This window comes from Paenibacillus melissococcoides (assembly GCA_944800085.1).
GTDB classification, from domain to species: domain Bacteria; phylum Bacillota; class Bacilli; order Paenibacillales; family Paenibacillaceae; genus Paenibacillus_B; species Paenibacillus_B melissococcoides.
In genome coordinates this window covers 180,008-195,354 of record CALYLO010000008.1, presented here as the reverse complement: position 1 = coordinate 195,354, position 15,347 = coordinate 180,008, and the positions used below count along the sequence as shown (strand labels likewise).

Genomic DNA, 15,347 nt, shown 5'->3' with positions numbered 1-15,347 from the left:
CCTGCCTTTCTGATGATCATGAAAGAGCGGATGATGTTGCCGAATACTCCAACGTGCGGATGATCTCCTCCAGACTCATATCGGCCAATGAGGCCAATTGCAGATCGACATGCTCGAACGAGAAAAGGCGGGTCACCCGATTCGGCACGGCGACGCAAGACAGACCAGCTGCCTTTGCCGCCATCGTCCCGACAAGAGAATCCTCGAACGCGATCGTCTCCTCCGGCTTCACGCCGAGCTTCTCCACCGCCTTGCGGTATATCTCCGGATCCGGCTTCACCTTGGCGGCATCGTCCCGCGTCTGCAGCACATCAAAATAATCAAGGAGCCCGCAGCGCTTGATATGCTCTACGGCCCAGGCCGCCGAAGCGCTGGAGGCGAGGGCCACGCGCAGGCCGATGCGGCGGGCATCCTCCAGGAGCTGCTTCACGCCCGGCATCACATCCATTTCCGCGATTAAGGCGGTGTACATTTCCCGGTGACGGCGGTGCAGCCCCTCCCGATCGACAGGCTTGCCGAGCTGCTCATCCAAGTAATCGCAGGCCAACTGCCAGGTCTTGATGCCGCCGACCCACTCCTTCCATACCTCCAACGGCATGTCCAGATCCAAGCTCCGAACGAGCTCGCAGAAGGAATCGTAGCTGGCCGTCTCCGTATCTACAATGAGTCCGTCAAAATCCAACGCAATCGCTTTGATCGCCACATTTGCGCCTCCTTCCCATTCCACTCCGGTGTTTTCCGTTATAAAGAACATACTTCCCTGCCTCGCGGCTATTTCCTTCCACGGCTGTATGCGAAGCTTCATAAAAACTTGTCTGGACCTGCGGGTGCAAGAACATCTGCCGTATCCTGGCGCAGCTTACGATTGTCAGCTCGAAAGGTAGTCTTGCTTGGATTGCGGCTTCCACAGCGATCCGGCCATCCCGGCAAAAATAAGCACGATGCCGGCAACCTGCAGCAGAGTCGGACGAAATCCGGTAAAGACCGTGTCAAGCAAAATGGCGACCGCCGGATCGACAAAGATGAGCGCGGATATAATCCGGGCCGACAAATTGCGGAGGCTGTCAAAAAACAAATAATAGACAAAACCGGTATGGATCAGCCCGGTCGCCGCAATATATGCCCAATTATATGGCGTCAGGCTGTGGAACGCGCCGAAGTCCACAAAGGGCAGCAGCAGAAAGACGCCCAACAATGTCTGCAGCACCGTCATCAGGTAGGCGCTCATAACGTCGATGCCTTTGCCCAGCAGCGTCGTCCCGGCATAGAACAGCGCGGCCAGCAGCGCCCAGCCGGCGCCCGTAGACCATACCTCCCGCCACGACAAGCCCTGATCGAGGCCGATGACGAACAGCGTGCCGGCGAAGCAGACGAGGATAGAGAGCGCCGCCAGCAGCGTCATTTTCTCACGGAACAGGAAGCTCCCCAGGATGAGGACGAAGACTGGCGCGAGATGGTAGATCGAAATCGAGATGGTGACCGACATCGTCTCGAAGGATCGGAACAGAAAGACCCAGTTCAGGACGAGGAACACGCCGCACGCCAGAACCTGAATCACTTCTCGTCCAATGTATCGTTCCCGCTTGGCCTGGCCGGTCAGCACCCAGCACAGGCTGAGGAACAAGGCCGCGCAGATGCAGCGGACAAACACCAATTCAAGCGCGGGCAAGCCCGTCTGCTGCGAGAAAAAGCCGACGGATCCGAAGATAGCCATCGACAGCGTCAACTTCAATTTGGGGAATGAATTCATAAGTAATCTCAACTCCGCCAGTATGAGTGATGTATTCCCCATCATACCCGTTCTCCGGCGAGACGGCAATTCTCGAGGTGTTATCGCCGCGGTTTTCCGTGATCGTCAAGCTTCCGGCTTCACCTGCTTCACGAGGCGCTTCGGGGCCGCACGCAAATAAGCCTCCTCGATCAGCTCGCCGAGCTCAGCCCAATCCAAAGGCTCATCCGTCTTGACCGATACCCAGCCATGATGGCCGATATAAGGCGTCTTGACAAAGCCGCCCTGCTGGAGCAAAATGTCCTGCGTCTCCCGGTCCGACTTGAAGGACAGGCCGGGGGCTTTGCCGTTTTCCCCCATAATGACGAATGATTTGCCCTTCACCTTGAAGGTGTTGTGGCCGAATCCGTCAATGATCTCTTCCACTTCCGGCAGCGTGCGGCAGATGCGGCGCACCCGCTCCAGCATCTCCAGCCCTTCCGGCGATGTCATGCCTTCTCTTGGTTCCATACCGTCATGCCCCTTCCCTATTCCTGCAGTCGTTCCATGTTGTCCCGATTATAGCACAAGGGCGAGAAGATCCGAAAAAAGGACGGTTAGGCCCCCAAATGCATTGCGGGAAGAACTGAACCATATGCAGCAGCAGATGGAGAATCAATACGTTCCGCTGCTGGAGAAGCGAGTGAAACGCGCACATTTCCGCCAAGGGGTCGATCCCGATCAAGCCCTCCAATTTATCCTGATCTCCTTGGAAGCGCTCGTTGCGCATCAGATAGCACAGCACGGCCCCCCTTCGAGCGACGGCGCCACGATAGAAGGGGGCGCGGATCTGACGCCTTTTCTTGATATGTTAAAGTACGGAGTCTACAGAAAAGGACAAGACGGTTATGAAGATTAATCTTCTCACATTAGGGACACGCGGAGATGTGCAGCCCTTCGTCGCGATCGGGATGAAGCTTCAGGAAGCGGGACATATTGTCAATGTAGTAACAGCGGAGAACTTCAAGCCGTTCGTCGAGCGGTATGGGCTCTCCTGCAGCCCGATACGGGCCCGCTTTTTGGATCTGGCCGAGTCCGAGGAAGGCAGGCAAATGCTAGGCGGGAACCCGCTCGCGATCATGCGGAATATAAAGAAGTTTATTTATCCGATGATGGAGCAGATGCTTACCGATCTGTGGGCGGCCTCTCACACTCAGGAAGCCGAAGCGCTTATCTTCCATCCGAAGGCATTGGCCGGCGCCGATATCGCTGAAAAGTTGGACATTCCGGTATTCGCGGCTCATCCCGTTCCTTTGCTTATGCCGACCTCGCGCTTCGCGAATCCGGCCCTCCCGTTCGATTCGGGCATGGGCTGGTTGAACCGGATGAGCTATTCCATGAATCGTCTGCTCTCTGCTCCTTTCCTGAACTTGTTGAACCGGTGGAGACGAGAGACGCTCGGCTTGCCGGCTCGGAGGCTGTTCACCCCCGAGCTGCAAGCCGATGCTCGTCTGCCCGTTCGTCGGCGATCAGCCGTTCTGGGCGAGACGAAGGCAGCAATTGGGCGCAGCGACTGCCCCTCTCCGCGAGAAGGAAATGACGGTCGACTCGCTCACTGACCGAGTGAAGGAGCTTGCCTGGAACGAGAGCCTGTCCCGGAACGCGCACACGAGTGCCCAGACGATACGGCAAGAGAACGGCCTGGACCATACCTTGCACTTATCCATCGCAAGCTTGAGCAGTTCAGACGGCGCTGACTCTCGCTCATGCTGGCGAAGCCCCTCGCTCGCCGTTCCGGCCAAGCAAGGGGCTGCATGGAGCTGCACCGTACGATGCTGCTGTCTCTCGTTACCGCTTCACGGATACCGGGTCCGAGTTGTTCCGTGTGCCGACCGCTTTAATAACGAACTCATAGGAACGGCTCGAGTCGAGATTGTTCACGGAATACGTATACCGGGTCTGTCCTGCGGCCGCCGGAATATAGGCGCTCCAGTTGGTGCCGGCCTGGCCGTTCTTCTCATAGATGCGGAAGCCTCTGACCGGCTCGGAGCTGGAAGAAGGCATCTTCCACGAGAGGCCGGCCCGCTTGCCGCTGAAGGTTAGCTTCGCCTGCTCGACCTTGTCCGGCTTGCCGTCCGTGCGCTTAATCGCATACTCGTCATAGACCGCCGGCTTCGCCTTGTCCGCCGTATAGGCCGTCAGCTTGAGCACATCATCCGCAATCGAGACATCGACGAACATTTTTTTGAACGGCTGATCGTTAATGACCGCAAAAAAATCATCATAGCCCGGATATTTCGTGTAAAATTTCTCGCCGAGGGAATTCGGCATCAGATAGATGCTGCCCGGCGGGTTCAGCACGCGGCCCTGCCCATCCTTCTGCACGTTCTTCACCGGAACGTCGTTCAGCATCTGGTACGAACGCATATACATATGGTCGCGCGCCTCGAACACGACGTCGATGCCCATCTCATCGAACACCGGAACGAGATATTTTTTATAAAATTGAATCCGGCCGTCCTCCCACTGGCCCGCGTTGTCGCCTGCCGAATAAGGGCCTTTGTGAAGCGACACGAACTTCCACTTCTTATCCGTCTTGGCCACCTGAAGGCGCATCCAATCCAGTTGGGCCCAGAACTCGTCATCCGCCCAATCGACATCCTTGCCGTTGGACTTCAGCTCGCCTTCGAACTGCGAATTGATGACGGTGAAGAGCGCGTCGCCATATTCGAACGAGTAGATCGAGCCTTCATGCGCCCCTGGCACGCCGGCGCTCAGCGGCAGGTTGAAATGATTGTAGAAGTTCCGGTTCGGCGTCGTCTCGTCGCCGTCATAATCCTGCACTTCATGCCCTCCGAGAACCGGAACGAAGGGAACCTGGGCCAATTCTTCCTGAGCGACGCCCAGCATCCACTGCCACTGCTCCTCCAAATCGCCGTTGTCGACCAGGTCGCCGACGTTGATCAGGAACTTCGGATCGCCGATCTGGTCAATCGCTTTGCGGAACGTGTCCTGCCACTTCTCGAAGGCGGACAGCTTCGAAGCCTGGGAATCCGACCCGACGATAAAGTGGTACGGCTGATTGCCCGCGGCATCGGTCGTGAAGCTCCCAATCCGGCTCCAGCCTGCGTCATCCCCGTTGCCGACCCGGTACTTATAAGCGGTGCCCGGCTTCAAGTTGGCGGCGGAAGCCCGGTGGCTGATGAAGGTCGTATACTTTTTCTTCTCGCGATCCTTGGCGCTCATGAACGTCTTGATCGCTTCCGCGCTGCCGTTGAAGACCAGCGCCTCTTGGACAGGGAATTCGCTTCCCTGCATTTTGGACGCTTCCACGACCTGCAGCACCGTCCCCGTCATCTGATCCGTATACCAGGCGAGCGCAATGCTCGTCTTCGGATCGCCGTTGAACGTCATATTGACGAGCCGCGGCGTATACGGGGAATCCTTTACCGTGAAGCTCCAGACGACATCCCGCACGAGCGGCCCGTTATCTGTCCCCTTCACCAATTCCTTCGGCACCGCGACCGTGTATGTCTTGCCCGGAGACAGCGCCGGATGCTGAATCGTCAGCATGTCGTTGCTCGCCGAGACGGAAATATTGGCGACCGCCTGCTTGTCGCTGTCCACGATGCTGGCGTTGTATCCCGGATTGACCGTAATCGACTTGTTGAATTTCACCTGCACAGCGACATTGCCGGCCGCATCGCCGGTTCCGTTCATCGGATAGCGGAATTTATCGATGGTGGGAACGACCAGCTCCGAACCGTCCATGCGCTCGCCCGCGATGCGCACGTCTTTGATCCGGCTGGAGCCGGCGCTGCCGACGCCGCCCGACTCGCCCGACGTTCTTGCATCCGAATTGACCACCCACCGGACATAGAGCAGCGGCTGGTTGTTCGCCTCCTTCGGAAGCGGCGGGCCATCATCCAATTTCCCCAGAATCACCCGCTGTCCGGCTGACAACCGGATCGGCTGAGGGTAATTGGAACGATGGGGCTTGATCACTCGATAGAGTCGGCTCATCCCGCTCTCCTCCTTCATCCTTAGAACATATATTCCCTATTCCCTATCATAGCAGATATCGTTCTCGTCGAGCTCGAGCACATAATCCGGCAGAATAAAACTCTCCATAATATGGTCAATAAGTTGTTGCACGTTGATTTATTGTGACCGTAGCATTTCGATGTAATATGGGAAGGCATCCGGAGAGACTGGGGGCCATTATGATGGCGATAACAGCACTGACCTTTCATCACGGTATCTGTACTCTGTCTTCTGGGCCTTCCTTCACCTTGCTCTCGCAAGGATATTGCGAGGTTGAGACAGAATGCGCTCCCCTTCCCGTTCGACAATCTGAATGAAGATATCGGCGATATCGGGATCGAATTGGGTGCCTTTATGCTTGCGAATCTCCTCCAGGGCGCAGCGGATATCGGCCTCAGGCCGGTAGACCCGCCTTGAGGTCATCGCGTCGAAGGAGTCGGCCACGGCCATAATACGGGCCGCCAACGGAATTTCGGTCCCCGCAATCCATGCGGATATCCGGTCCCGTCATAGCGTTCGTGATGGAACAGAATCATGTCGAGTACGCCGTTTTTTTGAAAACAAGAAATATGCTTCACCATCTCATAGCCGATGACGGGATGCTGCTTAATCACCTCATACTCTTCCTTCGTCAGCTTGGACGGCTTATTCAAAATCGATTCGGGCACGCCTATTTTTCCGATATCATGCAGAAGTCCGCCGATATAAATATGGCCGCACTGCTTGCGCTTCAGCCTCATCTCCTTCGCGATGCATACGGCATAATAAGCCACATTCTCCGAATGGAAAGCCGTATACGGATCTCTCGAATCCAGCGACTTGGCTAAGGTTAGCGTCAGGTTCAGCGTATTCTCTTTTTCGCGGATGTAATATTTAATGGCAAAAGATATCGATAAAATCGCCAATAAATGAATAAGAGCCTGGGATATAAACACATTGGCATGCGGGAACGGAAAGGGCGCCAACGCGTAATGGAGCCATGTAATCACTGCCGCCGCGAGAACCTGCAGCATCGGATTGCGCCAGAACCCAAATCCGGCAAACACGATATCGACGAGATACCAGATGAACATATCCTGATCCGGGTAGAGGAATCCGTCAATCCATATCGTAAGCGATAAACATAATCCGTACAGAACAATAAACAGGATGGGCCGTTCCCACCACATTTTCAGTAATCTTCTTTGCGCAAAATGAACCATAATCCACCTTATCTCGGGATCCGGGGTTGAACGACAACATTCCCGATCCCCTTCCACTTCATTGCCTGGCATCCAACTCAGGTCGCACGCTGCAGTCCTGATATCACATCAAGCGATTCCCGAATCGAGAATCCTACTTGTTCATGTCTTCATATAGAAAATTCGACGCCTGGCTTTACGAGCCTGCACGCCTGTCACCCGTACCGGAAGCCTGTCGAACAAGGATGACGGCAGCCCATTGAATCTCCTTGTGGCAGCAAGGTAATGACTTACTCGATATTCCACTTGGCGAACCGCTCCTCCGATATCACTTCGATTCCGTGCCTTCTCAGGAGCGCAGCGGTCACGCCGAGGCCAGCCTTCGCCTTGCCTGCGAATTCGCCATTATAAATCATCGAGCTTCCGCAAGAAGGACTGTATTCTTTGAGCACAACCAGCGTGGCCTTCATCGCCTGGGCCTGTCTCAGCGTCTCCCAAGCTCCTTCGACATACATGGCGGTCACGTCTCTGCCTGATCGCTCGATGACGCGGGCCTTCCCGTCCAGGACATCGTCCCCGTCTCCGCCAATAATCTCGGCCGGTTCCCGGGGCGTCGAGAAGCCTCCCAGCAGCTCCGGGCAGGCGGTAACGGCCTTCCCTTCCTCCAGCAGCTTCGCGATGCGATGATCGAGACGGTGCGTTCCATCATATCTTACTTCCAATCCGGCCAGACAAGCACTGACGATAATCACGTTTCTTCCTCTTTTCTATTCGATTCGAATCTGCAGCCTAGCAATTGCCTATCTATTTTACCTCGACAACTTGCAGGAATAAACAAAAAACCGAGAAAAAAACAGGAGAAAATTCCTTTATATGACCATCTTGTTCTCCACCGTCATTATCTATTCTCTCATCGGCATATTGATTTGAGTGCCGATGCTTAGGGAATTCTGTTGCCGCAGCTCTGTATAGCTGGCTATCCATCATGACGGCAAATTCGGCTCTCGTCACCGGTGCACCCGGCCGGAATGCTCCAGCATATCCATGCACAACACCATAGCCGTTCCATTTGTCAATCGCCGCTTGCCCCCAGTGTCCTTGCGTACCGCGGTACGACGATGCCGATACAGGCGCAGTCACTTCTGTCAACATGATCGATACCGCGAGCACACGGGGCAGCATCTTTTTGACAATCCTTCTCAAGTACTGCTCCCCTGTCATCTCTCTCTGTTGTGTTTCCCCATGGGAACAAGCTAGGCCGCGCACGGGAAAAGTATGCTTGTCTTTTATATGACAATCATATTCCTGGCTTACTGTTTGCGTTATACTTTGGCTATAAGGAGGGAAGGCACACGCTTAAGGTGCAGAATCGCTACAACCGTGTCGCATATCATAATTTCTGCACGGATAAGGATGATAAGGAGCATTTAATGCGAATTCATCAAAAACTCATGCTGGTATTCATTGGGACTACCCTGCTTCCGATCCTATTTTTATCAAATTATTTTTTTAAGCAAACGAGCCAGTTAATTACGCGCTTTGTGTCGGATTCTTATCAACAAGTCCTTACGCAATCCAACAGCGGCATTGAATACAATATTCGTTTCTATGAGAGTATTTTGGACCGGTTAACGGTGTCGGAGAGTATTCAGAGCCTGCTTACGGACAATGAGAAGAATCAGCAAAAAGGATTGCTGCAAGTCCACAAGGAGATCAAAGAAGCGGTTAAGTATATCGAAGCTTATCAAGCGACGGACGTGGAGAGTATCGAATTTTACTCCTTGGGTTCGGATGTGATCTCTGACGGAAGGTTCCTGTTTCCTTATAATAGAATGCGAAGGATGTACCATCTGGAATCTCTTCCGGATCACAAGTTCTGGCGATTGGATCACATCGAGGGAAAGAACTATTATTCCCTGATTCGGCCTATCCACAGTCTAAAGGAGTTCGATAAGAAGATCGGATATATCAAGCTGACCATCGAGATCCCCTCCATCACGACAGTCAAAGAAACATCGTCTCTCGACAAAATGAGTACTTTGATCCTGACTGACCAGAATGGAAAGATCATGTATCACCCTGAATCCAACCGGATTGGGGAGACCCTTGCGAGCGAGATTGTACAACTCTCCCGTACCAGCGCCCAGAGCGGCAAGGAGCTGCCGGTCACGGTTGATTCCAACGATTATGTAGCTTGGTATCGCAAATTGGAAAATGTCGATTGGAGTACGTTCCTGATCGTTCCAAAAACCGCCGTCGAAGAAGATATATCAACTATGCGCCGCACGACTGTAGTTATTTCCGCCATCTGTGCGATTGTGTTCGCGCTGCTTGTCCTGCTGATATCCAGAAAAATGACAAAAGGAATTCGGCGGCTTCATACCAAAGTTTCTCGAATCGGTAGAGGCGTTTTCGATGATCGTCCTCCTAGCGCGGTAATGAGTGGCAAGCTGGATGAAATCGCTTATCTGGAACGTAAATTTGACCATATGACACAAAATCTCCAGGAACTGATTCATCAAAATTATGTGATCAAGCTGGAACGAAGAGAGATGGAGATCAACTTCCTTCAAGGACAGATCGATTCTCATTTTCTGTACAATACGCTGGATGCCATCAAAAACGAGATTGACTTGGATGAAAAAGATAATGCAACGAGGATGGTTGTCGCGCTGGCAGACTTATTTCGCGTATCTGTTTCTAAAGGAAAGAGCATTATTCGATGGAATGATGAAATTATGCACGCTCGTCACTATTTGGATATTCTTAAGGTTCGCTTTGATACTCCATATCGTATCCATTGGGATATTGATGCACGTATATATGACTACTATACATTGAAAATCATCTTGCAGCCCATCCTTGAGAACGCTATCAAGCACGGCTTGAAAAACGGACCCGGAGAAATATGGATTACAGGCAAATTGACGAGTCAAGCGGTTGCCATTCAAATCCTGGATAATGGCGCAGGGATGAATGAGGAACAGGTTGATGCTGTATTCAATCGGACGGAGTCGTCCAGTGGCGTCGGTCTTAAAAATATTCGAGAGCGCATTCAAATGTATTTTGGCAATCAGTATGGCATCTGCCTGAAGTCTGCTCCTGATGAGGGAACAGAGGTAACATTAATCTTGCCCATTTTGGAGAGTGATAAGGGTGTATAAAGTATTGATAGCTGAAGACGAGGCCTCCACACGAAGATGGCTCTCGAAAATGATTAACTGGACCGATTTAGGCTTTGAACTGGTGAAAGTCGCCCGGCATGGACTTGAAGCTTGGGAACTGCTCCAAGAACATAGGGACATTGATTTGGTCATTACCGATATTCGCATGCCCGAGATGGATGGCATCGAACTCGTTAAACATATTCGCTCTCATTCAAGTAACCGCGCGGAAATTGTCATTTTAAGCGGCTATGGAGAATTCAAATACGCGCAGGAAGCGCTGCGATATCAGGTGAACGACTATATCTTAAAGCCGATTACCAAGGAGCAATTGACCGAATTGTTGCTGAACATTGTAGCAAGACTAGAAAAGCGTAAACTGATGTCGAACAATCTGCTGTATGCCCATCAACAACGGAAGGAAAATGAGGAAAGGGATAAGCAGGCATTTTTTGCCCGCTGGTTAACCGGGAGCAGCACCGGACCTGTTCTATGGAAGGATTGGAAAAAGTATGGGATTCCTTATGAAGGAGACGGTATGCTGCTGTACGTTGCTGAGGTGGATGGCTATGACCAACTGGCATCTGGCATGTCCGAGACGGATTTGAGCTTATGCCGCTTTATGATTCAGAACATTTTAAATGAGGTAGCGTCAAGGTATGGGAATTCACAGTGTATCGTCCTTGCGCCTAACCAATTTATCGTGATGATTAACGCAAGCGACGACATTGATACTTGTGGGATGAAGCGGATAGGACAAAGCTTTCAAGAGTCTTTACGACGATATATACGTCTATTTCCGATACAATTATCGCTTGGATGTGTCAGGGTGTGCGGCTCGTGGGAAGCTATTCCTGAGTTCTATGCCCAGGGGAGCACCGCTCTCGCGTACAAGTTTTTTTCAGGCAAGGAATCCATGCATATCTACGATCCGTCGATGATTCGCACGCGGGATATCCCCTACCCTGTTCAACGGGAAAAGGAAATCTTGAATGCCTTTAAGCAGCACCAATACGAACAGGGCAAACAAATTCTGAACATAATGCTGAAGCAGCTATATGATGAAGGCTCCATTCCGTCGATCCGGTTTATTGCGAGCGAAATGCTCACTCAGCTTCTGAAGGAGCTTAGAGACATCAAATCATTGCCTGTCATGAGAGAAGTGATGGAGTCTCTCTGTCAAGAGATTCGCTGTGCAGAGACCTTTGAAGATATGTCCCGTAAACTGTATGAGTTGATTGACTTTATCCTGAATACAATTCGGTTGGAGAGCAAAACAATGGGGCCCGTAACAAAGGGAATGGAGTATATGAAGCTGAAGCTCAATCGCGATATTTCCCTGTTAGAGGTGGCTGAATATGTAGGAGTCAGCCCCACTTATTACAGCACGTTGTTCAGGCAGGAAAGCGGATATCGGTTTGTTGATTATCTTACGAGGCTTCGAATGGAAAAAGGAATGGATTTGCTGGAAAAAACGGATAAAACGATTGCCATGATAGGAGAAGAGATTGGGTATAGCAATTACAGATATTTTATCAAAGTATTTAAAGACTATTGCGGAATGACGCCCAGCCAGTACAGAGGAAAAATAAAAGACACTTCAGCACATATCAGGTAGCAAACAACGAACGCGGCCGTTCTCATCACCGAGGACGGTCTCTTTATGCTGCAAGGATCGATCCGAAAAAAGTATTACCTGAGCATAAGATTTTGGACTTTCGGCCACTTGGCAGCTCCCTTATCCTGAAAGTATGACAGGTGACTAGTTCAGAAGGAGGTTGAAGGTGCAGATGACACAATCGCAACTTTGGAAACGGATATGGAAGCACAAAGTATTCTACTTGTTTTTACTTCCTGGAATTATATGGTTCATATTATTCAGCTACATACCTCTTTTTGGCATTCAGGTTGCATTTCGCGACTATACGTTTTCAGGCGGAATCACAGGGAGCCCGTGGGCGGGTCTTACATAGGGCTTGCTGAACAATCATTTTTCAAAGGTTTTACAAGGATTTCTGGACTCTAACTCGAAATAAAATGCAAGGAGAATGCGAATTTCTTGCAAAAAATCGTGCACGTGGAGTGAGCCGACATGTATCGTAGAACCGAAAGCCAGCTTCAGTTGTTCGAAGATTTCTACTTGCCGTTTGGCGGTAAATTAAATAAGGAGAACCGTTGGGTTCAACTGGCCGCTATCATCCCGTGGTGGCGGGCAGAAGAACTCTACGCGAAGTCGTTCAAGAAATCAATGCGCGGTCAGATCCCTTTGTCTGTTCGTATGGCTTTGGGAGCGCTGTACATTCAGGAACGTATGCAGCTCGATGATCGAGAGACGGTCCAGCAGATCGCCGAAAATCCGTACTACCAGTACTTCCTTGGGCTGCCGGCGTTCCAAGATAAGCCTCCGTTCCATCACTCGCTGTTGACCCATTTCCGCAAGCGATTGGGTGCGGATGTCATTGAACGAATCAACGATTGGATTTTGGAAGAGGACGCAGAGCGAAAGAAGCAGGAACAAAACAAGAGCGATCCTCAAGATCCTCCAGGCAGCGGCCATGGCTCTGATGGAACATCCGTTAATGAAGACGGCAAAAGCAAAGAGAAACCATGCAACAAAGGCACCTTGATGCTCGACGCGACCTGCGCACCGGCCGACATCTCGTATCCGACCGATTTGAAATTATTGAACGAGGCGCGGGAAAAACTCGAAGCGATCATCGATGTTCTGCACGAGCCTTTCGTCGGGAAGGCCAAGAAACCGAGAACGTATCGTCAAACCGCCCGCAAACGCTACCTCGAGATCGCCAAGAAACGGCGAACGGGTGCCAAAGCCATCCGGAAAGCGGTTGGCAAACAGCTTCGTTATGTTTCGCGTAATCTTCGCATCATCGAAATGCTGGCAGCGAAAAGCAGCTTGAATCAACTGGGTTCGCAGCAGTATCGGCAATTGCTCGTCATTTCCGAGCTGTATCGTCAACAGCAAGAGATGTACGACAAACGGACACACTCGGTGGAAGATCGAATCGTCAGTCTTTCCCAACCGCATGTACGGCCGATTGTCCGCGGGAAAGTGAATGCTCCCGTCGAGTTTGGAGCAAAGCTGGCGATCAGTCTGGTGGACGGTTACGCTCGAATGGAGAAGCTGTCCTGGGATAACTTCAACGAAAGCATGACACTGAAAGCTTCCGTGGAGTCGTTCGTCCAGCGATATGGGTGTTATCCGGAAGCCATTCTAGCCGACCAAATCTACCGAAATCGGGAGAACCTTCGCTATTGTAAGGAGCACGGCATCCGTTTGAGTGGTCCAAACTTAGGGCGTCCGAAGAAAGAAGCGGAACCCGATCGGAACCAGGCCAGACAGGATGCTTCAATGCGTAACGCAATCGAAGGAAAATTCGGAGAAGGCAAACGCTCCTACGGACTGGGGCGTATTCGAGCACGCCTTCGAGAGACAAGCGAAACGGTCATTGCCCTGCAACTGCTTGTTATGAATCTCGAACGCAAGCTGCGCGTTCTCTTTTTGCCGATTTTCAGACTGCTGCTGAATCTGTGCCGTCAGCCTCTGTGGGCCTAAAAGGCAATATGTTCAGCAAGCCCTACATATTTCAAACAGTTCTTCGATTATTATCAGTCCAATGCGATTATCCGCAATACGATTGTGATTAGTTTGTTGAAATTATTGATCGGGTTCTCAATGCCTATCCTATTAGCCGTGTTGCTCAATGAAGTTCATAACACGAGATTCAAGAAAGTGGTGCAAACGCTTTCCTATTTGCCTTATTTCGTCTCCTGGATCGTCGTCGTTACCTTGCTGCAGCGGTTGCTCACCCCATACGGCGGTCCCGTTAACGGATTGCTCGAATTATTCGGTATCGGCCCGATTCAATTTCTGTACAACAAGACATGGTTCTACCAGATTATCATTAGTTCGGATATATGGAAGAACATCGGCTGGAATTCAATCATCTACATGGCAGCCATCGCAGGGATTGACCAACAGCTCTATGAAGCAGCGAAGATGGATGGAGCGGGCGGCTTCAGACAGATATGGCATATTACACTCCCAGGCATTCGCAATGTTGCGGTCATCTTATTTATCCTCTCTTGCGGCAGCATCATGAATGCCGGATATGAGCAGCTTCTGCTGCTGAATGGACCGGCAACGGCTAGTATCGGCAGTGTCTTGGATGTACATGTAATCACGGCCGGGTTAAGAGAAGGAAGGTTGAGTTATGCGGCAGCGGTTGGACTGTTCCAGAGCTTGATAGGACTGGTCCTTATTCTGATCGTCAATCAAATCGCACGCAAGAAAAGCGACGTATCGCTATTCTAAGGAGGTGGTGAGATGCTGCGAAAAATAAATGTTTTTTCGATAGTCAATTATACCGTTTTAACGTTATTCGGTTTTCTGATGCTGTATCCCTTTATTTATGTTCTCGTGTATTCCTTGAATGATGGCAAAGATTCCATGATGGGGGCGCTCTATTTCTTCCCCCGCCAATTTACGTTAGATAATTACGCAGACGTGTTCAATAATCCGCGAATATGGCAAGCATACAAAATCACATTAACGAGAACCGTGCTCGGTGTGTTCCTGCACGTATCGTTATGTACACTCATGGCGTATGCTCTCTCCAAAAAAACACTTCCGGGCCGAACGTTTTTTACTTTTTTCATCTTTTTGCCAACGATTTTTAGTGCAGGCTTCATTCCTTACTTTATTACACTCCAGAAGCTTCACCTGATTAATACGTTCTGGGTATATGTGATTCCGATGCTTTATAACTTTATGCATATTGTCATTATCCGTACATTCCTTCAAGGAATACCGGAGGAGTTGGAAGAGTCGGCACGGATCGATGGATACGGAGATTTTCAAATCTTCCTCAAGATTATTCTTCCCTTATCCGGTCCCGTTCTGGCAACCATTGCGTTGTTCAACGGCGTGGCGCATTGGAACGATTGGTTTGCAGGCGCCTACTATGTATCCGACAAAAACTTGCTGCCGGTACAGACCCTGCTTCAAGAAATGTTGATGGAGGCGGAATCCTTGGCATCTTCGATGCAGCGCGCTGCTCAGCAGGGCGGTCAGACGATGAGCGCGAGTACGGGCGGAAGCACGCCTGAGTCGCTTCGGATGGCTCTTTTGGTTATTACGGTCTTCCCGATCCTATGCGTGTACCCGTTCTTGCAGCGTTATTTTGTAAAAGGGGTCATGATCGGCTCCGTCAAAGGATGACGTCGCCTTAC

At 51.2% G+C, this 15,347-nt stretch carries 13 protein-coding genes and 1 pseudogene; 7 read left to right on the top strand and 7 right to left on the bottom strand.

Annotation, left to right across the window (positions count from 1 at the left end; translation table 11 throughout):
- Window positions 1-16: 16 nt before the first annotated feature.
- From OCY70_RS25760 to OCY70_RS25750, 3 genes are all read right to left on the bottom strand, one after another.
- Complete coding sequence (locus tag OCY70_RS25760; protein ID WP_249725525.1) at window positions 17-703, bottom strand: HAD family hydrolase; 687 nt, start codon at window positions 701-703, stop codon at window positions 17-19.
- Between the two features lie 165 nt (window positions 704-868).
- Complete coding sequence (locus OCY70_RS25755) at window positions 869-1,750, bottom strand: DMT family transporter (RefSeq protein ID WP_213430458.1); 882 nt, start codon at window positions 1,748-1,750, stop codon at window positions 869-871.
- 105 nt (window positions 1,751-1,855) lie between these two features.
- Entirely contained in the window at window positions 1,856-2,239 is a 384-nt protein-coding gene (locus OCY70_RS25750; RefSeq protein ID WP_213430459.1) for an MmcQ/YjbR family DNA-binding protein, read from the bottom strand.
- A 124-nt stretch (window positions 2,240-2,363) separates the two neighbouring features.
- Here OCY70_RS25750 and OCY70_RS25745 point away from each other — a divergent pair, with 124 nt between their 5' ends.
- Both OCY70_RS25745 and OCY70_RS25740 read left to right on the top strand, forming a co-directional pair.
- Entirely contained in the window at window positions 2,364-2,627 is a 264-nt protein-coding gene (locus OCY70_RS25745; RefSeq protein ID WP_213430460.1) for a hypothetical protein, read from the top strand.
- Window positions 2,617-3,327 carry a glycosyltransferase gene (locus OCY70_RS25740; protein WP_249725526.1) on the top strand — a complete coding sequence of 237 codons (711 nt, stop codon included), beginning with the start codon at window positions 2,617-2,619 and terminating at the stop codon, window positions 3,325-3,327. Before OCY70_RS25745 ends, OCY70_RS25740 begins: the two co-directional genes overlap by 11 nt.
- Before the next feature lie 229 nt (window positions 3,328-3,556).
- On the opposite strand, the gene OCY70_RS25735 is transcribed toward OCY70_RS25740, so the two are convergent.
- The 4 genes and pseudogenes from OCY70_RS25735 to OCY70_RS25715 all read right to left on the bottom strand — a co-directional run bounded on the left by OCY70_RS25735 (window position 3,557) and on the right by OCY70_RS25715 (window position 8,136).
- Entirely contained in the window at window positions 3,557-5,731 is a 2,175-nt protein-coding gene (locus tag OCY70_RS25735) for a fibronectin type III domain-containing protein (protein WP_213430461.1), read from the bottom strand.
- 264 nt (window positions 5,732-5,995) lie between these two features.
- A pseudogene (locus OCY70_RS25725) lies at window positions 5,996-6,765 on the bottom strand (HD-GYP domain-containing protein).
- Window positions 6,766-7,223: 458 nt separating this feature from the next.
- Window positions 7,224-7,685: a DUF523 domain-containing protein gene (locus OCY70_RS25720; protein WP_213430464.1), complete on the bottom strand. Its 462-nt coding sequence runs from the start codon at window positions 7,683-7,685 to the stop codon at window positions 7,224-7,226.
- 52 nt (window positions 7,686-7,737) lie between these two features.
- Window positions 7,738-8,136 carry an S-layer homology domain-containing protein gene (locus OCY70_RS25715; protein WP_213430465.1) on the bottom strand — a complete coding sequence of 133 codons (399 nt, stop codon included), beginning with the start codon at window positions 8,134-8,136 and terminating at the stop codon, window positions 7,738-7,740.
- 227 nt (window positions 8,137-8,363) lie between these two features.
- Between OCY70_RS25715 and OCY70_RS25710 the strand changes: the two genes are divergently transcribed.
- From OCY70_RS25710 to OCY70_RS25690, 5 genes are all read left to right on the top strand, one after another.
- On the top strand, window positions 8,364-10,097 hold the full coding sequence (locus tag OCY70_RS25710) for a sensor histidine kinase (protein WP_213430466.1): 1,734 nt from the start codon (window positions 8,364-8,366) through the stop codon (window positions 10,095-10,097).
- The gene (locus OCY70_RS25705; protein ID WP_213430467.1) at window positions 10,090-11,715 is read left to right on the top strand and encodes a response regulator transcription factor; all 1,626 of its coding nucleotides are present in this window, start codon (window positions 10,090-10,092) and stop codon (window positions 11,713-11,715) included. Before OCY70_RS25710 ends, OCY70_RS25705 begins: the two co-directional genes overlap by 8 nt.
- A gap of 474 nt (window positions 11,716-12,189) precedes the next feature.
- Window positions 12,190-13,671 (top strand): IS5 family transposase, encoded by a 1,482-nt coding sequence (locus tag OCY70_RS25700; RefSeq protein WP_261944494.1) that lies wholly within the window; start codon window positions 12,190-12,192, stop codon window positions 13,669-13,671.
- A 120-nt stretch (window positions 13,672-13,791) separates the two neighbouring features.
- Window positions 13,792-14,430 (top strand): ABC transporter permease subunit, encoded by a 639-nt coding sequence (locus OCY70_RS25695; RefSeq protein WP_261945268.1) that lies wholly within the window; start codon window positions 13,792-13,794, stop codon window positions 14,428-14,430.
- Between the two features lie 12 nt (window positions 14,431-14,442).
- Window positions 14,443-15,336 (top strand): carbohydrate ABC transporter permease, encoded by an 894-nt coding sequence (locus OCY70_RS25690; RefSeq protein WP_213431466.1) that lies wholly within the window; start codon window positions 14,443-14,445, stop codon window positions 15,334-15,336.
- The last annotated feature ends 11 nt before the right edge of the window (window positions 15,337-15,347 follow it).